General features: G+C 66.6%; 23 protein-coding genes. 15 read left to right on the plus strand and 8 right to left on the minus strand.

Annotation, left to right across the window (positions count from 1 at the left end; genetic code table 11):
• Nucleotides 1–47: 47 nt before the first annotated feature.
• Both gmhB and C7389_RS06325 read left to right on the plus strand, forming a co-directional pair.
• Nucleotides 48–581 (plus strand): D-glycero-beta-D-manno-heptose 1,7-bisphosphate 7-phosphatase, encoded by a 534-nt coding sequence (gmhB, locus tag C7389_RS06320; RefSeq protein WP_133589483.1) that lies wholly within the window; start codon nt 48–50, stop codon nt 579–581.
• 8 nt (nt 582–589) lie between these two features.
• Nucleotides 590–1,357, plus strand: a complete 768-nt coding sequence (locus tag C7389_RS06325) for a lysophospholipid acyltransferase family protein (RefSeq protein ID WP_133589485.1) — start codon at nt 590–592, stop codon at nt 1,355–1,357.
• 128 nt (nt 1,358–1,485) lie between these two features.
• Here the strand turns inward: C7389_RS06325 and C7389_RS06330 are convergent, their stop codons facing one another.
• The 6 genes from C7389_RS06330 to C7389_RS06355 form a co-directional block, all read right to left on the minus strand.
• Nucleotides 1,486–2,043, minus strand: coding sequence for a phasin family protein (locus C7389_RS06330; RefSeq protein ID WP_133589487.1), 558 nt, complete (start codon nt 2,041–2,043; stop codon nt 1,486–1,488).
• Nucleotides 2,044–2,326: 283 nt separating this feature from the next.
• Nucleotides 2,327–3,103 carry an enoyl-CoA hydratase gene (locus C7389_RS06335; protein ID WP_133589489.1) on the minus strand — a complete coding sequence of 259 codons (777 nt, stop codon included), beginning with the start codon at nt 3,101–3,103 and terminating at the stop codon, nt 2,327–2,329.
• A gap of 101 nt (nt 3,104–3,204) precedes the next feature.
• A complete protein-coding gene (gene lptA / locus C7389_RS06340; RefSeq protein ID WP_133589491.1) occupies nt 3,205–3,729 on the minus strand; it encodes a lipopolysaccharide transport periplasmic protein LptA in 525 nt (174 codons plus the stop codon).
• Complete coding sequence (lptC, locus tag C7389_RS06345; RefSeq protein ID WP_133589493.1) at nt 3,726–4,307, minus strand: LPS export ABC transporter periplasmic protein LptC; 582 nt, start codon at nt 4,305–4,307, stop codon at nt 3,726–3,728. The genes lptA and lptC overlap by 4 nt, the downstream gene beginning before the upstream one ends.
• A gap of 2 nt (nt 4,308–4,309) precedes the next feature.
• Nucleotides 4,310–4,843 carry a KdsC family phosphatase gene (locus tag C7389_RS06350; protein ID WP_133589495.1) on the minus strand — a complete coding sequence of 178 codons (534 nt, stop codon included), beginning with the start codon at nt 4,841–4,843 and terminating at the stop codon, nt 4,310–4,312.
• 1 nt (nt 4,844) lies between these two features.
• Nucleotides 4,845–5,840 carry a KpsF/GutQ family sugar-phosphate isomerase gene (locus tag C7389_RS06355; protein WP_133589497.1) on the minus strand — a complete coding sequence of 332 codons (996 nt, stop codon included), beginning with the start codon at nt 5,838–5,840 and terminating at the stop codon, nt 4,845–4,847.
• Between the two features lie 150 nt (nt 5,841–5,990).
• Here C7389_RS06355 and C7389_RS06360 point away from each other — a divergent pair, with 150 nt between their 5' ends.
• The 11 genes from C7389_RS06360 to murA all read left to right on the plus strand — a co-directional run bounded on the left by C7389_RS06360 (nt 5,991) and on the right by murA (nt 15,292).
• Nucleotides 5,991–7,958, plus strand: coding sequence for a monovalent cation:proton antiporter family protein (locus C7389_RS06360; protein WP_133589499.1), 1,968 nt, complete (start codon nt 5,991–5,993; stop codon nt 7,956–7,958).
• 147 nt (nt 7,959–8,105) lie between these two features.
• Nucleotides 8,106–8,927: an ABC transporter ATP-binding protein gene (locus C7389_RS06365; protein ID WP_133589501.1), complete on the plus strand. Its 822-nt coding sequence runs from the start codon at nt 8,106–8,108 to the stop codon at nt 8,925–8,927.
• The gene (gene mlaE / locus C7389_RS06370; protein WP_133589503.1) at nt 8,924–9,715 is read left to right on the plus strand and encodes a lipid asymmetry maintenance ABC transporter permease subunit MlaE; all 792 of its coding nucleotides are present in this window, start codon (nt 8,924–8,926) and stop codon (nt 9,713–9,715) included. The genes C7389_RS06365 and mlaE overlap by 4 nt, the downstream gene beginning before the upstream one ends.
• Nucleotides 9,715–10,191, plus strand: a complete 477-nt coding sequence (gene mlaD, locus C7389_RS06375) for an outer membrane lipid asymmetry maintenance protein MlaD (RefSeq protein WP_211168200.1) — start codon at nt 9,715–9,717, stop codon at nt 10,189–10,191. Before mlaE ends, mlaD begins: the two co-directional genes overlap by 1 nt.
• A gap of 29 nt (nt 10,192–10,220) precedes the next feature.
• Complete coding sequence (locus C7389_RS06380) at nt 10,221–11,090, plus strand: MlaA family lipoprotein (RefSeq protein WP_133589507.1); 870 nt, start codon at nt 10,221–10,223, stop codon at nt 11,088–11,090.
• Nucleotides 11,087–11,716 (plus strand): MlaC/ttg2D family ABC transporter substrate-binding protein, encoded by a 630-nt coding sequence (locus tag C7389_RS06385; RefSeq protein WP_133589509.1) that lies wholly within the window; start codon nt 11,087–11,089, stop codon nt 11,714–11,716. The genes C7389_RS06380 and C7389_RS06385 overlap by 4 nt, the downstream gene beginning before the upstream one ends.
• A 55-nt stretch (nt 11,717–11,771) precedes the next feature.
• Complete coding sequence (locus C7389_RS06390) at nt 11,772–12,035, plus strand: STAS domain-containing protein (protein ID WP_246034657.1); 264 nt, start codon at nt 11,772–11,774, stop codon at nt 12,033–12,035.
• Between the two features lie 11 nt (nt 12,036–12,046).
• Nucleotides 12,047–12,943, plus strand: a complete 897-nt coding sequence (locus C7389_RS06395) for an ABC transporter ATP-binding protein (RefSeq protein WP_133589511.1) — start codon at nt 12,047–12,049, stop codon at nt 12,941–12,943.
• 1 nt (nt 12,944) lies between these two features.
• Complete coding sequence (locus C7389_RS06400) at nt 12,945–13,757, plus strand: ABC transporter permease (RefSeq protein ID WP_425455564.1); 813 nt, start codon at nt 12,945–12,947, stop codon at nt 13,755–13,757.
• Between the two features lie 12 nt (nt 13,758–13,769).
• Nucleotides 13,770–14,027, plus strand: coding sequence for a BolA family protein (locus C7389_RS06405; protein ID WP_133589515.1), 258 nt, complete (start codon nt 13,770–13,772; stop codon nt 14,025–14,027).
• Between the two features lie 11 nt (nt 14,028–14,038).
• A complete protein-coding gene (murA, locus tag C7389_RS06410; RefSeq protein ID WP_133589517.1) occupies nt 14,039–15,292 on the plus strand; it encodes a UDP-N-acetylglucosamine 1-carboxyvinyltransferase in 1,254 nt (417 codons plus the stop codon).
• Between the two features lie 54 nt (nt 15,293–15,346).
• Here murA and rnk read toward each other — a convergent pair whose 3' ends face one another.
• Nucleotides 15,347–15,754, minus strand: a complete 408-nt coding sequence (gene rnk / locus C7389_RS06415; RefSeq protein WP_133589519.1) for a nucleoside diphosphate kinase regulator — start codon at nt 15,752–15,754, stop codon at nt 15,347–15,349.
• Nucleotides 15,755–15,956: 202 nt separating this feature from the next.
• Here rnk and hisG point away from each other — a divergent pair, with 202 nt between their 5' ends.
• Both hisG and hisD read left to right on the plus strand, forming a co-directional pair.
• The gene (gene hisG, locus C7389_RS06420) at nt 15,957–16,601 is read left to right on the plus strand and encodes an ATP phosphoribosyltransferase (RefSeq protein WP_133589521.1); all 645 of its coding nucleotides are present in this window, start codon (nt 15,957–15,959) and stop codon (nt 16,599–16,601) included.
• Nucleotides 16,598–17,905, plus strand: coding sequence for a histidinol dehydrogenase (gene hisD / locus C7389_RS06425; RefSeq protein ID WP_133589523.1), 1,308 nt, complete (start codon nt 16,598–16,600; stop codon nt 17,903–17,905). The genes hisG and hisD overlap by 4 nt, the downstream gene beginning before the upstream one ends.
• Nucleotides 17,906–17,952: 47 nt before the next feature.
• Here the strand turns inward: hisD and hisC are convergent, their stop codons facing one another.
• The gene (hisC, locus tag C7389_RS06430) at nt 17,953–19,023 is read right to left on the minus strand and encodes a histidinol-phosphate transaminase (RefSeq protein ID WP_133589525.1); all 1,071 of its coding nucleotides are present in this window, start codon (nt 19,021–19,023) and stop codon (nt 17,953–17,955) included.
• Nucleotides 19,024–19,139: the final 116 nt, after the last annotated feature.

The raw sequence follows: 19,139 nt of genomic DNA on the forward strand, positions 1-19,139 counted from the left end.
GCCGCTCGCGCGCCGGGCGGCGTCCTTCACCGTCGTAGAGGGCTGGCATGAAACTGATCGTTCTCGATCGCGATGGCGTCATCAACCAGGACTCGGACCAGTTCATCAAGTCGCCCGAGGAATGGAAGCCGATACCCGGTTCGCTGGAGGCCATCGCCCGCCTCAACCAGTGGGGCTGGCGGGTGGTGGTGGCGACCAACCAGTCCGGCGTCGGCCGCGGCCTGTTCGGCATGGACACGCTGAACGCCATCCACGAAAAGATGGTGAAAAGCCTGGCGCAGGCGGGCGGCCGGCTGGATGCCATCTTCTTCTGCCCGCATGCGGCCGACTCCACCTGCGATTGCCGCAAACCCAAACCCGGCCTGTTCCACCAACTGGCCGAGCGCTTCAACGTGGACCTGACCGGCGTGCCGGCGGTGGGCGACAGCCTGCGCGACCTGCAGGCCGGTACCGCGGTGGGCTGCACGCCTTACCTGGTGCTCACCGGCAAGGGCATCAAGACCAAGGACGATCCCGCGCTGCCGGCGGGCACCCTGATCTATCCGGACCTCGCGGCGGTCGTCGCCGATCTCACCACCTGAGTTTCATCGTGATCTTCCTGCGTTCCCTACTGTTCGCCCTGGTCCTCATCGTCGTCACCCCGCCGTATGCGATTTTCGGCGCGTTGACCTTTCCCCTCCCGCTGCGGATACGCCATCGCATCGTCACCTCATGGGCACCCTTGGTGCTGTGGTTCGTGCGTCATCTGCTGGGCATCCGCTATACCGTCATCGGCAGGGAGAACATTCCGGCCGGGCCGGCGGTGATTCTGTCCAAGCACCAGTCGGCCTGGGAGACCATGGCGCTGCAGGTGATCTTTCCGCCGCTATGTTTCGTGCTCAAGCGCGAGCTGCTGCGCATCCCTTTTTTCGGCTGGGGGCTGGCCCAGATCGCCAGCATCGCCATCGACCGCGCGGCCGGCAAGGATGCGCTGGCGCAGGTGGTGGAGCAGGGGCGGGCCCGGCTGAAGGCGGGCTACTGGGTGGTGGTGTTCCCGGAAGGCACCCGGGTGGCGCCCGGTACCACGCGGCGCTACAAGGTGGGCGGCGCCTGGCTGGCGCGCCGCGCGGGGGTGCCGGTGGTGCCGGTGGCCCACAACGCCGGCGAGTTCTGGCGACGCAATGCCTTCCTCAAGTACCCGGGCGAGATCACCGTCAGCATCGGTCCGGCGATCGATGTGAGGGGCATGAAGGTGGAGGCGATCAATGCCCAGGCCGAGGCCTGGATCGAAGGCGAGATGCGGCGCCTGTTCCCGCACCACTATCCCAACTCCGGCATTCCGACCCTGATCCCGGAGCAGGAAGAAGCAGCGCTGTAAAGCATGCGGAGCAGCGGTGGCCTTGGCTTTCCCCCGAACGGCGTCGTTCGATGGCCCCCCTCGGAAGCCGGTGAACAAAAAAAGCCCCGCGTGAGCGGGGCTTTTTTTCTCCCTACCTGATTCTTTGATCAGGCAGCTTTCTTGCTGGCCTTGGCCGAGGCGCTGACAGCCTTGACGGTGGCGTTGGTCGCGGCAGCCACGTTGGCTTCGGCGATCTCGGCGACCTGCTTGGCGGTCTTGCTCAGGCTGTCGTAGGCGCTGTTGGCGGCGGCGATGGCGGACTTCACCGCGGCGACAGCAACGTCGGAGCCGGCCGGAGCGGACTTGGCGGCCTGGTCCAGCGCGCTGGCGATGCCCTTGTTCAGCTCGGCGACCTGGGCTTCCAGCAGCTTCGAAACTTCTTCCTGGCTCTGCGAAGTGATCTCGTAGACGCTGCGGGTGTAGGCCACGACCTTCTCGACCAGCGGCTGGGCCAGGGAGCTCTGCAGGCTCACCAGCTCCTGCACGTCCTTGGCGGCCAGCAGGGCCTTGGTATTGGCAACGCCGTCTTCAAGCACGGAACGGGCGGTGTTCAGGTTCAACGCGGCAAGACGCTCGGCGTTGGCGAATGCGGTGTTCGCCAGCGAGAGCAGGGTCTCGACGTTGGCCTTGTTGATGGTGATGAATTGCTCAGGGGTAGCAGTCATGACAAGCTCCTTGGTGAGGAAGGTGGCATCGCGGAACAGGAAAACCGATGCCGGATGTTGCGTCGCAACACTGAGGTGATTATAGGGGGGATACCCCTGCTGTCAACCCCGTCATTGTGCATTGCACAATTCAGTGCGGATTATCATCGTCCCTGCTTACGGCAGCCTGACTGCTTGCAAATGAAATACCCGTAATGAGCAGCAGCGAAAAGCAACCTGCATGTAATCCACTTGAAATGTTGCGGAGCAGGTTGCCCAGGATGATGTCGCCGGCGTTACGCGCTTAGTCGTGCTTGAAATCCGGTTTGCGCTTCTCGACGAAGGCGGCCATGCCTTCCTTCTGGTCGTTGAGCGCGAAGGCGGAGTGAAAGACGCGTCGTTCGAACAGCAGACCTTCGTTCAGGCTGCTTTCGAAGGCGCGGTTCACCGACTCCTTGATCATCATGACCACAGGGAGGGAGTAGCCGGCGATGGTCTCGGCGGCCGCCAGCGTCTCCTCCAGCAGCTTGTCGGCCGGCACCACACGGGAAACCAGGCCGGCGCGCTCTGCTTCAGTCGCATCCATGAAACGGGCGGTGAGGCACATGTCCATCGCCTTGGCCTTGCCGACCGCACGCGGCAGGCGCTGGGTGCCGCCGGCGCCGGGCAGGATGCCGAGCTTGACCTCCGGTTGCCCGAACTTGGCGGTGTCGGCGGCGATGATGATGTCGCACATCATCGCCAGTTCGCAGCCGCCGCCGAGGGCGAAGCCGGCCACTGCGGCGATGACCGGCTTGCGGCAGGTCTTCACCCGTTCCCAGTTGCGGGTGATGTAGTCGCCCTTGTAGGCGTCCATGTAGGAGAAGGTGGCCATGGCGCCGATGTCGGCGCCGGCGGCGAAGGCCTTCTCCGAACCGGTGATGACGATGGCGCCTATGCCTTCATCGCTCTCGAAGCCGTCCAGCGCCTTGCCGATCTCGTCCACCAGGTTGTCGTTCAGGGCGTTGAGCGCCTTCGGCCGGTTCAGAGTGATGAGGCCGACACGGCCGCGGGTTTCGACGAGGATCAGTTCATAGGACATGCTGCGGTCTCCTGCTCTTTGCGTTGGGGATTCGCCGCCCGGCCGTTTGGGGTAGCACCGGCTCGCTTGCGACCTGGTTGAAGCGGGTTGAGCGACGCCGCTCAGCGGTTCTCGTTCTTGGGCTGGATGACGGCGCGCACGCGGCCGTCGCCGGTTGCCGTCGGCTTGCTGCCCGGGGCGTTGGTGACGAGGTAGTTCTCGCTGATGGAGTCGTACTCGATGTAGTGGCCGCGCACCTCGTCACCGCCGCTGTTCACCATCGCCCGGTTGAACAGGCGGGCCTTCTCGGCGCGGCTGTCGTATTCGATGCGCTCGGCTTCACCGTATACATACTCGTCGCTGCCGTCGCGCTTCTGGCGGAAGGAGGCAAGCCCTTTGTCGTTGGTGGCGACGCCGTTCTGGAAGCCGTCCGCCCCCTGGGTGACGACCAGCTTCTCGCCCTTGATCGTCAGCGTGCCCTGGGTGAGCACCACCGCGCCTTCGAAGATGTGGACCTTGTTGCGGTCGTCCACGGTGACGCGGTTGGCTTCGATGTTGACCGGCTTGTCACGGTCGGCGCGTTCGGCGTGGGCGAGCGGGCTGGCGAGGAGCAGGGCCAGCAGGAGGGCAGGCAGGCGTGGTGTCATGAGGGATTCCGGGGGCGGCGCGGCATGTTGACCTTGGCGTCGCCGATCAGGGTGAGGTTGCCGAACAGGTTGTCTGCCCGCAGGCCGCGGGCGGTGGCGGTGGACTGGCCCTGGGTGAGCACCACCGGGGTGTCGGTGGCGGCACGATGATCGTCGGGCCAGACGGTGAGCTTTTCCGAGGCGAAGGTGATTTCCGGGCGGTCGGCGCCACCCTCGCGGCGGCCACGCACCTCGCCGCTCATGTCCACCCGCTCGCCGCCGGGGGAGACGTCGGCCTCGGCGGAGGTGAGGCGCAACTGGCGGCCTTCGCTCTGCATGGTGAGGCGGGGTTGGTCCAGCTTGGTCGTGTCGTCCTGCGGGTAGTGGGTGAGGCGTTCGGAAATCAGCTCGTAGCGCTGCCGGCCGTCTGAGCCGAAACCAAGGATGCGGGTCTGCTCGGCGATGAAGTCAGGGCCGGTGCGCTGCGCGCCGGCGGCCGCCGGGTCTTCCACCCGCGAGACGCGTTCCAGCCACACCGTGCCGGCTGCGAGCAGGGCGAGGGCGAGTACCGGGTAGAGGCGGTCGATGGAGGCGCGCATGCTCAGTCCAGGTAACGCTGTAGCATGACATCCAGTCTGCCCTGGGCGGCGAGCAGGAAGTCGCAGGTTTCGCGCACTGCGCCGCGGCCGCCGGGCTGGCTGGTGACGAAGCCCACATGTTCGCGGACGAAGGCGTGGCCATCGGCCGGCGTGGCGGAGAAGCCACAGGCGCGCAGGATGGGCAGATCCACCACGTCGTCGCCCATGTAGCCGGCGGCGCTGCGTGGCAGGCCGCGGCGGGCGAGGATGCCGTCCAGGCAGCCGCGCTTGTCCTCCACGCCCATGTGCAGTTCGGCGATGCCGAGGTTGGCGGCGCGCAGTTCCAGCGCACGGGAGCTGCGGCCGCTGATGATGACGACTTCGATGCCTGCCTGCTGCAGCATCTTCAGGCCATGGCCGTCGAGGCTGGAGAAGACCTTGATCTCATCGCCGTTGGGGGTGAAGTAGAGGCTGCCGTCGGTGAGCACGCCGTCCACGTCGAAGCCCATCAGGCGGACGGCGGCGGCGCTTTCCCGGGCATGGTCGATGCTGCGCATTTCAGATCACCTTGGCGAGCATGAGGTCATGGGTGGTGAGGGCGCCGGCGAGTTCGCCCTGGGCATCCACCACCAGCAGCTGGCTGATGCGCAGCCGTTCCATCATCGCGGCGGCCTCCACCGCCAGTGCGGCGGGGGAGATGGTGCGCGGATTGCGCGTCATGACGTCCGTCAGGCTGGCGCTGCGCACGTCCACGCCTCTCTCCAGCGCGCGGCGCAGGTCGCCGTCGGTGAAGATGCCCTGCGGCGCGGCGCCGGGTGCGGCGATCACCGTCATGCCCATGCCGCCACGGCTCATTGCCAGCAGGGCTGCACTCAGCGGGGCATCGGGGGGGACGACAGGCACTGCATCGGCGTCGCGCATCACATCTTCGACATGGGTCAACAGACGGCGGCCAAGGGCGCCGCCGGGGTGGGAGCGGGCGAAGTCGTCGGCGCCGAAGCCGCGGGCATCGAGCAGCGCCACCGCCAGCGCATCGCCCAGCGCGAGGGCAGCGGTGGTGCTGGCCGTGGGGGCGAGGTTGAGCGGACAGGCTTCCTCCGCCACCGCGGCATCCAGGTGTACGTCGGCCTCGCGCGCCAGCGGCGAATCCAGGCGGCCGGTCATGGAGATCAGCCGCGCGCCCTGGCGCTTCACCAGCGGCACGATGGTCAGCACTTCCTCGCTGCTGCCGGAGTTGGACAGGGCGATGACGACGTCTTCGGGCGTGATCATGCCGAGGTCGCCATGAGCGGCCTCGGCGGCGTGTACGAAATACGCCGGGGTGCCGGTGCTCGCCAGGGTGGCGGCGAGCTTGCGGGCAATGTGGCCGGACTTGCCGATGCCGGTGACGATGACCCGGCCACGGCGCTGCAGGATGATCTCCACCGCGCGCTCGAAGTCGTCGCCAATGCGTTCGGCCAGCGCGGCGACGGCGGCGGCCTCGATGCGCAGCACCTCGCGGGCGAGCGCGGCGATGCGATGCGGCTGGGCAGGTTGCGGCGGAAGTGGGGTCATGGGGGCGCTGCGGTTAAACTGGCGCGCAATGCGCCGAAAGGCCGGCAGCGCGGCGATTCCCACGGGCGCGGCCGGTCCGGTAGCCCGCGATTGTATAACAGTCGGGTCTCCCGCCGGGGGAGGCCCAGTTGCCGGAAGCCGAAGGCGCCGATGCTGAATACCCTGGATTTCGTCCTGCTGCTGCTGGCCGCGGCAGTGGTCGTGGTGGCCCTGTTCCGCAGTCTCAATCTGCCGCCAGTGCTGGGTTACCTGCTGATCGGCGCGCTTGGCGGTCCGCATGCGCTGGACCTGCTGCACGAGCCGGCCACGGCCCAGCATCTGGCCGAGTTCGGCGTCGTTTTCCTGATGTTCTCGATAGGTCTGGAGTTTTCCCTGCAGCGGCTGTATGCGATGAAGCGCATCGTGTTCGGCCTGGGCGCGGCGCAGGTGCTGGGGACGACCCTGCTGACCATGGCGTTCGGCCACCTGGGTGGCTTGGGCTGGGGCGCCAGCTTCGTGCTCGGCGGCATCCTGGCGATGTCCTCCACGGCCATCCTGTCCAAGCTGCTGACCGACCGGCTGGAACTGGATCGCCCGCATGGGCGCGAAACCATAGGCGTGCTGTTGTTCCAGGATCTGGCGGTGGTGCCGCTGCTGATCATGTTGCCGGCGATGTCACGGCCACCGGAGGCGCTGTTGATCACCCTGGGGCTGGCCGCGGTGAAGGTGGTGGTACTGCTGGCGCTGGTGTTGGGGTTCGGCCAGCGGCTGATGCATCGCTGGTTCACCGTGGTGGCGCGGCGCAAGTCCGGCGAGCTGTTCATGCTCAATGTACTGTTGATCACCCTGGGGCTGGCGTGGCTGTCGGATCTGGTCGGCCTGTCGCTGGCACTGGGCGCCTTCCTCGCCGGCATGCTGATCTCGGAAACCGAGTATCGCTACCAGGTGGAGGAGGACATCAAGCCTTTCCGCGACGTGCTGCTGGGGCTGTTCTTCGTCACCGTCGGCATGTTCCTGGATGTGGGCGTGATCGCGCGCAGCCTGCCGGCAGTCTTCGGCCTGCTGCTGGCGCTGCTGCTGTGCAAGTTCCTGATCGTCTTCGCCGCCTCCCGCGCCTTCGGCTCGCCGGCCGGTACCGCGATGCGGTCCGGCCTGTGGCTGTGCGCCGGTGGCGAGTTCGGCTTCGTGCTGCTGTCGCAGGCGGTGGATCTGAAGCTGCTGCCCGGCGGTATCGAGCAGGCGACGGTGGCGGCGCTGGTGCTGTCCATGCTGCTGGCGCCGCTGATCGTGCAGGTGAGCGACAAGCTGGTGATGCGCTTCGTCGCCTCCGAATGGCTGCTGCGCTCCATGGAGCTGACGCGGGTGGCAGCGCAGTCCATCAACACCGAGAAGCACATCATCGTTTGCGGCTACGGCCGCAGCGGTCAGTACATGGCGCGCTTCCTGGAGCAGGAGAACGTCAGCTACATGGCGCTGGACCTGGACCCGGAGCGGGTGCGCGAAGCACGGGCCGCCGGCGACAGCGTGGTCTACGGCGACGCGGGCAGGCGGGAGACGCTGATGGCGGCCGGCATCCTGCGGGCGAGCGCGCTGGTGATCTCCTTCGCCGAGGTGGAGACCGCGCTGCGCGTCATGCATCACGCCCAGGCCTTGCGGCCGGGCTTGCCCATCGTGGTGCGGGCGGCGGACGAGGCGGAGATGGATAAGCTGTCGGCCGGCGGTGCGGCGGAGGTCGTGCCGGAGGCCTTCGAGGGCAGCATCATGCTGGCCTCCCATGCACTGGCGCTGATCGGCGTGCCGCTCAACCGTGTGGTGCGGCGCATCCGCGACATCCGCAACCAGCGTTATGCGCTGATGCGTGGTTTCTTCCACGGCGTGACCGACCTCGGCGAGCCGGAGGCGGTGCAAGCCAGGCTGCAGTCGGTGACGGTGCCGCCGGGCGCGCCGGCGGTGGGGCGCTGCATCGGCGATCTTGCGCTGGAGGAGATCGGCGTCGGCGTGTCCGCGGTGCGGCGCCGGGGCATACGCGGGGTGTCGCCAGCGGCGGAAACCCGGGTGGAGGAGGGAGACATCCTCGTGCTGGTGGGCCTGCCGGCGGGCCTGGAGGCTGCCGAAGCACGTTTGCTGAAGGGTGTCTGAGCGGCCCGTAAGGCTGTGGATGAGATGCGTACAGCATTGTTCCGTGTGGCTGAAAAGACAATATCGTTGCCGCGCTGCAACAGTCCGGGGCGTCGCCAGGGGGCTGTCTGGTAGACTGCGCGGTTTGCAAGTTTTCAACGACGAGCCGTGGCGATCGAAAGCCCTGAACTTCCTCCGCTGGTCAGCCTCCGTGGCGTCCGCTTCGCGTACGGCGAGCGCGAGGTGCTGCGCGGCATCGATCTGTCGGTGCATCGGGGGCAGGTGGTCGCCATCATGGGCGGCAGCGGCTGCGGCAAGACCACGCTGCTGCGCCTCATCGGCGGTCAGTTGAAGGCCACCGGCGGTACCGTGGAAGTGGCCGGCCACGATCTCGCAGCCCTGGGAAACGCGGACCTCTACGCGCTGCGCCGGCGCATGGGCATGCTGTTCCAGTTCGGCGCGCTGTTCACCGACATGTCGGTGTTCGACAACGTTGCCTTCCCGCTGCGCGAGCACACCGATCTGCCGGCCGGCATGGTGCGCGACCTGGTGTTGATGAAGCTGCAGGCGGTGGGGCTGCGCGGCGCGGCGGCACTGATGCCCTCCGAGCTTTCCGGCGGCATGGCACGGCGGGTAGCGCTGGCCCGCGCGGTGGCGCTGGATCCGATGCTGATCCTGTATGACGAGCCCTTCGCCGGGCTGGACCCGATCTCGCTCGGCATCATCGGCCAGCTCATTCGCCGGCTGAACGATGCGCTGGGCGCGAGTTCGGTCATGGTCACCCACGATGTGCACGAGTCGCTGGGCATCGTCGATTACGTCTATTTCGTTTCCGAAGGGCGCATCGTCGCGCGCGGCACGCCGGACGAGATCCGCGCCTCCACCGATCCCTTCGTGCATCAGTTCGTGAATGCCGAGGCCGACGGGCCGGTGCCCTTCCACTATCCGGCGCCCGCCATCGCCGAGCAGCTCGGCGGAGGGGTGGGATGAGCGGCCTGGCGAATTTCCTGCGCCGCATCGGCGCGATGGCGGTGGACGGCGTTTGGCGGCTGGGTTTCGCCACCCGCTTCCTCGGCCTGGTGTTGCTGTATTCCGGCCAGTCGCTGCGGCGGCTGCCGCTGACCATACGCGAGATCTACTTCAGTGGCGTGCTGTCGCTGCTGATCATCCTGGTGTCCGGCCTCTTCGTTGGCCTGGTGCTGGGCTTGCAGGGCTACGACATCCTGCAGCGCTTCGGTTCCAGTGACGCGCTGGGCACCATGGTGGCGCTGTCGCTGCTGCGCGAGCTGGGCCCGGTGGTGGCCGCGCTGCTGTTCGCCAGCCGTGCCGGTTCGGCGGTGACCGCCGAGATCGGCCTGATGAAGACCACCGAGCAGCTGAAGGCGATGGACATGATGGCGGTGAATCCCATCGCCCGCGTGGTCGCCCCGCGCTTCTGGGGCGGCGTGATCTCCATGCCGCTGCTGGCGGCGATGTTCTCCGCCATGGGCATCTTCGGCGGCTGGTTGATCGGCGTGGTGTTCATCGGCGTGGATGACGGCGCGTTCTGGTCGCAAATGCAGGCGGCGGTGGATGTGCGCTACGACGTGATGAATGGCGTCATCAAATCCTTCGTGTTCGGCGTCGCGGTGTCGCTGATCGCGGTCTTCGAGGGCTATGACTGCACGCCCACGGCCGAGGGCGTATCGCGGGCCATCACCCGCACGGTGGTGAGTTCCGCGCTGGCCATCCTGGCCCTCGACTTCGTACTGACTTCCTTCATGTTCCGGGGACAATGATGAGTCGCAAAACGCTGGATCTTTGGGTGGGGCTCTTCGTCGTTCTCGGCTTTGGCGCCCTGGTGTTCCTCGCGCTCAAGGTGGGCAACTTCTCCGGCCTGGGCGGCAACGCCACCTATTCGATAGAGGCGCCTTTCGACAACATCGGCGGCCTCAAGGTGAAGGCGCCGGTGAAGAGCGCCGGCGTGTTGGTGGGCCGGGTGGCCGACATCCGTTTCGACGAGAAGAGCTTCCGTGCGATGGTGCGGCTGGATATCGACAGCCGTTACGAATTTCCGCGCGACACCATCGCCACCATCCTCACCTCAGGCCTGCTCGGCGAGCAATACGTTGGCCTGGAGCCGGGCGCGGACGAGGCCGTGTTCAAGAACGGCGACCGGGTGCAGATCACCCAGTCTGCCGTCGTGCTGGAAAAACTGATCGGGCAGTTCCTGTTCAACAGGGCTGCCGAGCCTTCCGCCGAGCCGCAGAAGTGAGCCGGTGTCCGCAAGGGGAGAAGAGACCGATGAGGAACGCTGCCGCTTCATCCGCCCGCAGCAAAGTGCTGGCGCTGGCCTGTGTCAGCCTGCTGGCGGTCGGGTGTGCGAGCCGTCCGGCCAATCCGGAGGATCCGCTGGAGGGCTACAACCGGGCGATGTTCTCGTTCAACGAGCAGGTCGACCGCGCGGTACTGAAGCCGGTCGCGCAGGGCTACGACACTGTCACGCCCACGCCGCTGCGCATTGCCATCGGCAATGTGTTCAGCAATATCGGCGATGTCTGGATAGGCGCCAACAACCTGCTGCAGGGCAAGCCGCAGGAGGCGCTGTCCGACGGCATGCGGGTGCTCGTCAATACCTTCTTCGGCTTCGCCGGCATTCTCGACATCGCCAGCGAGATGGGCTTCACCAAGCACGACGAGGACTTCGGCCAGACCCTGGGCACCTGGGGCGTGGGCGAGGGCGCCTACGTGGTGCTGCCCTTCTTCGGGCCTCGCACGGTACGCGACAGTGCCGGCCTGGCGCTGGACCTCTACGCCGATCCGGTGACCGGCATCAGCGACGTCCCGGTGCGCAACTCGCTCACCGGGTTGCGCGTGATCGATACCCGTGCCCGCCTGCTGGGTACCGAGCGCACGGTGGACGAGGGTACGCTGGACAAGTACGCCTACATCCGCGACTTCTACCTGCAGCAGCGCCGCTACAAGGTGAACGACGGCAACCCGGCGAATATGTACGAGGATTTCGACGCCGAGGATGGCGCCGCGGCGCTGGGCCGCGGAACCGATGCCGCCGCCCATTCGGCGGTGGAGCGGCTTGAACTGGTCGCGGTGGGGAATGTCGGAGCTACTCCGGCGGCCCTGGCCGCTGCCCCCAGGAATCGGGACACAGAATGAGAAAACTCCTTGCTTGCCTGGCGGTCTTGATGACCGCCTTCCTTACCCCTGCGCAGGCGGCCGAACCCAATGGCGCGCCGGATGCGCTGGTGCGCGACGTGACCAATGAAGTACTCGCCATCGTCCGCCAGGACAAGGCCATCCAGGGCGGCGATACCCGCAAAGTGCTGCAACTGGTGGACGAGAAGGTGCTGCCGCACTTCAACTTCCGCCGCATGACCATGCTCGCCGTCGGCCGCGACTGGCGCAGCGCTTCGCCGGATCAGCAGCAGGCACTGACCGACGCCTTCCGTACCCTGCTGGTGCGCACCTACTCCAATGCGCTGACCCAGTACCGCGACCAGACCATAGACTTCAAGCCGCTGCGCATGGCGCCGGCCGATACTTCGGTGCAGGTGCGTACCGAAGTCCGCCAGCCCGGCGCCCAGCCCATCGGCATCGACTACATGCTGGAGAAGGGCAACGACGGCTGGAAGGTGTTCGACGTCATCGTCGCCGGCGTCAGCCTGGTCACCAACTACCGGGGCACTTTCGCTCAGGAGATCCGTACCGGCGGCGTCGATGGCCTGATCCGCTCGCTGCAGGAAAAGAACCGCGCGCTCGAAAGCGGCAAGGCCGGCGCATGAGCCTGTCCGGCCCTTTCCTGGCGACGGTGCGGGTGGTGCGGTGAGCGAGGCGGGCGTGCTGCGCCTCAATGGTCCGCTGACCATGCGGACCGCGCCCGAAGTCCTGCAGCGCGGGCGCGATGCTATTGCCGCCGGAGACGTGGTGATAGACTTCGCCGCCATCGCCGAGGCGGACTCCGCCGCCCTGGGCCTGCTGCTCGACTGGCTGCGTGCGGGCCGCGAAGCCGGTCACCAGGTTCAGGTGCGCGGCCTGCCCCGCGGCCTGCAAAGCCTCGCCGAACTCTACGGTATCCAAGACCTCCTGCCGCTGGCCCCCTGAAAGCTGTTTCGATGACCCTGCCCGCAATCCGCATTTCCGGTGTCACCAAGCGTTATGGCGCGCTGCAGGCGCTCGGCGGGGTCGATCTGGAAATCGAGCAGGGCGAGTTCTTCGGCCTGCTCGGCCCCAACGGCGCCGGCAAGACCACGCTGATTTCCGCCCTCGCCGGGCTGGTGCGACCGGATGGCGGGACGCTGGAAGTGATGGGCCACGATGTGGTTTCCGACTACCGCAATGCCCGTCGCCGGTTGGGCGTGGTGCCGCAGGAACTGGTGTTCGATCCCTTCTTTTCGGTGCGCGAGATGCTGCGCATCCAGTCCGGCTACTTCGGTATCCGCGGCAACGACGACTGGATAGACGAGATCCTCGCCAACCTTGACCTGACCGCCAAGGCGCATCAGAACATGCGCGCCCTGTCCGGTGGCATGAAACGCCGGGTGCTGGTCGCCCAGGCGCTGGTGCATCGGCCGCCGGTCATCGTGCTGGACGAGCCTACCGCCGGTGTGGATGTCGAGTTGCGCCAGGGGCTGTGGCAGTTCATCCGCAAGCTGAACCGCGACGGCCATACCATCGTGCTGACCACTCATTACCTGGAGGAGGCGGAAACGCTATGCGGCCGCATCGCTATGCTGAAAGGCGGCCGGGTGGTGGCGCTGGACTCCACCGCCAACCTGCTGCAACGCTTTGCCACCCATACGCTGAGCGTGCGAGTGGAGCGACCGGAAATCGCAGCTAGCCTGGGCGGTGTAAATGGCGAGGCAGGCTGGATGGAGTTCGCCTTCGAGAGCTATCACGAGGTCGAGCCCCTGCTGGCGCGCCTGCGCGAAACGGGCGCCGGCCTGATCGAGATGCGGCTGGGCGAGCCGGATCTGGAACGGGTCTTCGTCGAGGTGATGCACAGTGCCTGAAGTGTCGCAACAACCCCGCCAGCCGGCCGAACTCCCCCCGGTGGGACGCGAGGTGCCGCTGGCCGGCTTCCGCACCCTGCTTTACAAGGAAGTGCTGCGTTTCTGGAAGGTGGCTTTCCAGACGGTGGCGGCTCCGGTGCTCAACGCGGTGCTCTTCCTGCTGATTTTCGCCCATGTGCTGGACCGCCACGTGACCGGCTATGGCGAGGTGGACTACACCGCCTTCCTGGTGCCCGGCCTGGCGATGATGTCGCTGCTGCAGAACGCCTTCGCCAACAGCTCGTCTTCGCTGATCCAGAGCAAGATCACCGGCAACATCGTGTTCGTGCTGCTGCCGCCGCTGTCCTACCGCGAGTTCTATTCGGCTTATGTGATCGCCTCGGTGCTGCGCGGGCTGTTCGTCGGCGCCGGCGTGCTGCTGGTGTCCATCCCCTTCGTCCATTTGCCGCTGGCGCATCCGCTGTGGATACTGGCCTTCGGCGTGCTCGGCGGCGCCTTCCTCGGCTCGCTGGGCGTCATCGCCGGCATCCAGGCGGACAAGTTCGACCAGCTCGCTGCCTTCCAGAACTTCCTGATCATGCCGCTTACCATGCTTTCCGGCGTGTTCTACTCCATTCATTCCCTGCCGCCGCTGTGGCAGGATGTGTCCCACGCCAACCCGTTCTTCTACATGATCGACGGCTTCCGTTACGGTTTCTTCGGCCAGTCCGATGTCTCGCCGTGGCTCTCCCTGGCCGTGGTCGGTTTCTGTTTCGTTGCGCTCGCAGTGCTTACCCTGGCCATGCTCGCCCGGGGTTACAAGCTGCGTGCATGAGGTGATCAAGACATGTTCGACGCGAATGAAATCAAGCGCCTGATCGGCGCCAGCCTGCCCTGTGACTTCGTCGCCATCGAGGGTGACGACGGCGTCCACTTCACCGGCATCGTTGTCAGCGCTGCCTTCGAAGGCAAGCCCATGGTGCGCCAGCACCAGGCGGTGTATGCCTCGCTGGGCGCGCTGATGGGCAACGAGATCCATGCCCTGCAGTTGCAGACCTACACGCCGGCCAAGTGGGAAACGGTGCGCGGCGAACTCGGTCTCTAAACGGAACCACGATGGATAAATTGTTGATCGCCGGCGGGCGCCCGCTCGCTGGCGAAATTGCCATTTCCGGCGCCAAGAATGCGGCGCTGCCCATCCTCTGCGCCGCGCTGCTCACCCGCGAGCCGGTGACCTTCACCAACGTTCCCCGCCTCAACGACATCGCCACGCTGTTCAAGCTCTTGGCGCAGATGGGCGTGAAGGTGGAACGCGGTGCCGGCGATGAGGTGACGCTGGATGCGTCCGGCCTGGACAATCCGCTGGCGCCCTATGAAATGGTGAAGACCATGCGTGCCTCCATCCTGGTGCTGGGGCCGCTGGTGGCGCGCTGCGGCGAGGCCAGGGTGTCGCTGCCGGGCGGCTGCGCCATCGGCGCACGCCCGGTGGATCAGCACATCCGCGGCTTGCAGGCGATGGGCGCCGACGTGCGGGTGGAGCATGGCTACGTGCAGGCCAGCGTGCCGCGCCTGAAGGGCGCGCGGTTGTTCACCGACATGGTGACGGTGACCGGCACCGAGAACCTGATGATGGCGGCCTGCCTGGCCGACGGCGAAACGGTGATCGAGAACGCAGCCCGCGAGCCGGAAGTGGTCGATCTCGCCAACTGCCTGGTCGCGATGGGCGCGCAGATTTCCGGTGCCGGTTCGGACGTGATCCGCATCCGCGGCGTCGAGCGGCTGCACGGTACGACCCACCGCATCATGCCGGACCGCATCGAGACCGGGACTTACCTGTGCGCGGCGGCGGTGACCGGCGGCGAAGTCCGGCTTACCGGCACCTCGTCCTGCTATCTGGATGCGGTGGTGGACAAGTTGATGGACGCCGGCTGCGATGTCACCAGCGAGCGCGAAGCTATCCGCATCAAGGCGCCTGCCCGGCTCAACTCGGTAAGCCTGCGTACCGCGCCCTATCCCGCCTTCCCCACCGACATGCAGGCGCAGTTCATGGCGCTGAACTGCGTGGCCCAGGGGGCCGCGATGATACGGGAAACCATTTTCGAGAACCGCTTCATGCATGCGGTGGAGTTACAGCGCCTGGGGGCCGACATCCGCATCGACGGCAATACCGCGGTAGTGCACGGCGTCGAGCGGCTGCAGGGGGCGACGGTGATGGCGACCGATCTGCGCGCCTCCGCCAGCCTGGTCATCGCCGGCCTGGTGGCAGAGGGCGAGACCACGATAGAGCGCATCTACCACCTGGACCGCGGCTACGAGCGCCTGGACGACAAGTTGGCCGCGCTGGGCGCCAGCGTCCGGCGTCTGAGCTGAGCGCGATCCCTGCCGGCGCGGCGGTGCTTGCAGCCACCGCGCCCGCGACGGGCATCAGAGGTCGTACTGGCCGGCCGCTTCCGGCTGCCAGGTGACCTCCAGCACCTTCAAGCGGATGGCTTTGCCGTCCGGCGTGGCCCAGTCGATGCTCTGGTTGGCCGACAGGCCGAGCAGGGCGGCGCCGGCCGGGGTGAACACCGAGACCTTGCCGGCGGCGGCGTCCGCTTCGCGCGGATAGGCCAGCGTCAGCTCATACTCGCGGCCGGTGTTTTCCTCGCAGAAGCGGGCACGGCTGTTCATGGTGATGACGTCGGCCGGCATGTCCTCCGGCTCGCGCACGTCGGCGCGCTCGAGTTCGTCGCGCAGGGCATCGAGATCGCCGCGGGCGCGGGCCGCCGGGGCGAACAGCAGTGCCTCCAGGCGTTCGAGGTCGCGGGACGAAACGATGATTTCCGGTTTCATGGTTCTGCTCCTGGGTAATGAAGTCGAGAGCACGCATCGCGATTATGCGATACGGGAAAACTCGAGCGGATTACGGGGGCGGGGAGTCCGCCGGAAAAAGTAAAAGGCCGAACCGCCGTCGGCGGTTCAGCCAGTGGGTCGGAGGCTAACAGAAGCCACCACGGGTTACAATGTCGGCCCAATCCCCGCAAGGTTTTCGTCCGTGTCCAGCATCACCCTCGCCCTGTCCAAGGGCCGCATCTTCGAGGAAACGCTGCCGCTCCTGGCTGCCGCCGGCATTGTGCCGACCGATAATCCCGAGTCTTCGCGCAAGCTCATCATCGGCACCAACCGGCCGGACGTGCGCCTGGTCATCGTGCGCGCCACCGATACGCCCACCTATGTGCAGTACGGCGCCGCGGACCTCGGCATCGCCGGCAAGGATGTGCTGCTGGAGCATGGTGGCGCCGGCCTGTACCAGCCGCTGGACCTCAACATTGCCCGCTGCCGCCTGTGTGTGGCTGCGCCCAAGGGCTTCGATTACGCTGCGGCGACGCGGCCCGGCGGGCGCATCCGCATCGCCACCAAGTACATCGACAGCGCCAAGGCCCACTTCGCCGGCAAGGGAATGCATGTGGACCTGATCAAGCTGTACGGTTCGATGGAACTGGCGCCGCTGGTCGGCCTGGCCGACGCCATCGTGGATCTGGTGTCCACCGGCGGCACCCTGCGGGCTAACAACCTGGAGGAGGTGGAGGAGATCATGGACATCAGCTCCCGCCTCATCGTCAACCAGGCCTCCTTGAAACTGAAGCGCGACCTCATCCAGCCAGTGCTGGAGGCCTTTGCCGGAGCCGTGAAGCCATGAGCAAGACCGCCATCCGCCGCCTGGATGCCCGCAATCCTGGCTTCCTCGCCGAACTGGACGCGCTGCTCGCCTTCGAGTCGGAGGCGGATGAGCGCATCGACAACGCGGTGACCGAGATCCTGCGCGGCGTACGCACCACCGGCGATGCGGCGCTCATCGAATACACCCGCCGCTTCGATCATCTCGATGTGAGCGATATGGCGGCGCTGGAGCTTCCAAAACATGAGCTGCAGGCGGCGCTGGCCAGTCTTTCCTCCGCCCAGCGCGATGCGCTGGTGATCGCTGCCGAGCGGGTGCGCGCTTATCACCAGCGTCAGAAGGCGGAGTCCTGGGAGTACGTGGAGGCGGACGGCAGCCGGCTGGGGCAGAAGGTGACGCCGCTGGACCGCGTCGGCCTCTACGTACCGGGCGGCAGGGCCTCCTACCCGAGCTCGGTGCTGATGAACGCGATTCCGGCCAAGGTGGCCGGCGTTGGTGAGCTCATCATGGTGGTGCCGACGCCGCGCGGCGAGAAGAATCCGCTGGTGCTGGCGGCGGCCGAGATAACCGGCGTGGACCGCGTCTTCACCATAGGCGGGGCCCAGGCGGTGGCGGCGCTGGCCTACGGCACCCAGACCATTCCGCAGGTGGACAAGATCGTCGGCCCGGGCAATGCCTTCGTCGCCGAGGCCAAGCGCCGGGTGTTCGGCACCGTGGGCATCGACATGGTGGCCGGGCCCTCCGAGGTATTGATCATCTCGGATGGCAGCGGTCATGCCGACTGGGTGGCGATGGACCTGTTCGCCCAGGCGGAGCACGATGAACTGGCGCAGTCCATCCTGCTCTGCACCGACCCCGCCTTCATCGACGCAGTGCACGAGGCCATAGACCGGCTGCTGCCGACCATGCCGCGGCTGGAAACCATCGCCAAGTCGCTGGCCAACCGCGGTGCGCTGATCCATGTGGACAGCCTGGAGCGGGCCTGCGCCATCGCCAACCGGATCGCACCGGAACACTTGGAGCTGGCGATGGAGAAGGCGGAGGATTGGATAGACCACATCCGTCACGCCGGCGCCATCTTCGTCGGCCACTGGGCGGTGGAGGCGCTGGGCGACTACTGCGCCGGCCCCAATCACGTGCTGCCGACCATGCGCAGCGCGCGCTTCTCCTCGCCACTCGGCGTGTATGACTTCCAGAAGCGGACCAGCATCGTCCATATCTCGGAAGCCGGCGCCCAGCACCTGGGCAAGATCGCTTCAGTGCTGGCTCACGGCGAGGGCTTGCAGGCCCATGCCAGGTCGGCGGAGATGCGGCTCAAGGTCTGAGCCGGCGTTTGACAGAACCGGCCCTGCGATCGCGGGGCCGAGTGCTTTCAGGCCAGGATTTCTCCCAGCGCGGCAAGCAGTGCATCGCACTGTGCATCGGTGCCTATGGTGATGCGCAGGAACTGGTCAATGCGCGGTGCCCGGAAGTGGCGCACGATGATTGCGCGCTCGCGTAGCGCCGCCGCCAATCCGGCGGCGTCGCGCCGGGGATGGCGGGCGAAGACGAAGTTCGCCACCGACGGCAGCACCTCGAATCCTAGTTCTGAGAGTTGCTCGGTCAGGCGGCTGCGGCTGGAAATCACCCGGTCGCAGCTATCGCGGAAGTGCGCTTCGTCTTCCACCGACGCGACCGCGCCAGCCAGTGCGAGCCGGTTCAGCGGGTAGGAGTTGAAGCTGTTCTTTACCCGCTCCAGCGCTTCGATCAGATCCGGGTGGCCCACGGCGAAGCCCACCCGCAGGCCCGCGAGGGAGCGGCTCTTGGAGAAGGTCTGCACCACCAGCAGGTTCGGGTAGCGTTCCACCAGCGGGATCGCGCTCTCGCCGCCGAAGTCCACATAGGCTTCATCCACCAGCACCACTGCATCCGGGTTGCCGGCCACGATGCGCTCCACTTCCGTCAATGCGAGCAGGCGGCCGGTCGGGGCGTTGGGGTTGGCGAAGATGATTGCGCCCGCCCGCCGGCCCGCCAACGGCAAATAGTCTTCCGGACGCAGACTGTAGTCATCGGCCAGGGGGAGGGTTTCGTAGGCGATCTCGTAGAGACCGCAATACACCGGATAGAAGCTATAGGTGATGTCGGGGAACCACAGTGGGTGGTCCTGCTTCAGCAAGCCGAGGAAGGCATGGGCCAGCACCTCGTCCGAGCCGTTGCCGACGAATACCTGCGCCGGGGTGAGCCCATGGCGCTGCGCCAGTACGGCTTTCAGCTTGTCTGCATTCGGATCCGGATAGAGGCGCAGGCTGTCGTCCGCCGCTTCACGGATCGCAGCGACTGCCCGCGGCGACGGGCCGTAGGGGTGCTCGTTGGTATTAAGCTTGATCAGCTTGTCGAGCTTGGGCTGCTCCCCCGGCACGTAGGGTGTCAGGCGGTGAACGATGGGGCTCCAGTAACGGCTCATGATGGCTTGATGGGTCCGAGTGCGAGAGGGCCGGGCAGGTGCCGCCAGGCCAGACGGCAGCAGCATGGCAAGGCCGAAACCCCGCGCCGAGGCGGGTTTTGCCCGAAGCTTGCTTT

It is taken from the genome of Azoarcus indigens (assembly GCF_004361735.1).
In the GTDB taxonomy this organism is placed as follows: Bacteria; Pseudomonadota; Gammaproteobacteria; order Burkholderiales; family Rhodocyclaceae; genus Azoarcus; species Azoarcus indigens.

Bases quoted from the DNA above. Each gene is read 5' to 3' on its own strand.
- hisC (WP_133589525.1), bottom strand. From the start codon at position 19,023: ATGAGCCGTTACTGGAGCCCCATCGTTCACCGCCTGACACCCTACGTG.
- lptA (WP_133589491.1), bottom strand. From the start codon at position 3,729: ATGACACCACGCCTGCCTGCCCTCCTGCTGGCCCTGCTCCTCGCCAGC.
- C7389_RS06380 (WP_133589507.1), top strand. From the start codon at position 10,221: ATGAGGAACGCTGCCGCTTCATCCGCCCGCAGCAAAGTGCTGGCGCTG.
- lptC (WP_133589493.1), bottom strand. From the start codon at position 4,307: ATGCGCGCCTCCATCGACCGCCTCTACCCGGTACTCGCCCTCGCCCTG.
- C7389_RS06330 (WP_133589487.1), bottom strand. From the start codon at position 2,043: ATGACTGCTACCCCTGAGCAATTCATCACCATCAACAAGGCCAACGTC.
- C7389_RS06360 (WP_133589499.1), top strand. From the start codon at position 5,991: ATGCTGAATACCCTGGATTTCGTCCTGCTGCTGCTGGCCGCGGCAGTG.
- mlaD (WP_211168200.1), top strand. From the start codon at position 9,715: ATGAGTCGCAAAACGCTGGATCTTTGGGTGGGGCTCTTCGTCGTTCTC.
- C7389_RS06385 (WP_133589509.1), top strand. From the start codon at position 11,087: ATGAGAAAACTCCTTGCTTGCCTGGCGGTCTTGATGACCGCCTTCCTT.
- mlaE (WP_133589503.1), top strand. From the start codon at position 8,924: ATGAGCGGCCTGGCGAATTTCCTGCGCCGCATCGGCGCGATGGCGGTG.
- C7389_RS06350 (WP_133589495.1), bottom strand. From the start codon at position 4,843: ATGCGCAGCATCGACCATGCCCGGGAAAGCGCCGCCGCCGTCCGCCTG.
- gmhB (WP_133589483.1), top strand. From the start codon at position 48: ATGAAACTGATCGTTCTCGATCGCGATGGCGTCATCAACCAGGACTCG.
- hisD (WP_133589523.1), top strand. From the start codon at position 16,598: ATGAGCAAGACCGCCATCCGCCGCCTGGATGCCCGCAATCCTGGCTTC.
- murA (WP_133589517.1), top strand. From the start codon at position 14,039: ATGGATAAATTGTTGATCGCCGGCGGGCGCCCGCTCGCTGGCGAAATT.
- C7389_RS06355 (WP_133589497.1), bottom strand. From the start codon at position 5,840: ATGACCCCACTTCCGCCGCAACCTGCCCAGCCGCATCGCATCGCCGCG.
- C7389_RS06395 (WP_133589511.1), top strand. From the start codon at position 12,047: ATGACCCTGCCCGCAATCCGCATTTCCGGTGTCACCAAGCGTTATGGC.
- C7389_RS06405 (WP_133589515.1), top strand. From the start codon at position 13,770: ATGTTCGACGCGAATGAAATCAAGCGCCTGATCGGCGCCAGCCTGCCC.
- C7389_RS06335 (WP_133589489.1), bottom strand. From the start codon at position 3,103: ATGTCCTATGAACTGATCCTCGTCGAAACCCGCGGCCGTGTCGGCCTC.
- rnk (WP_133589519.1), bottom strand. From the start codon at position 15,754: ATGAAACCGGAAATCATCGTTTCGTCCCGCGACCTCGAACGCCTGGAG.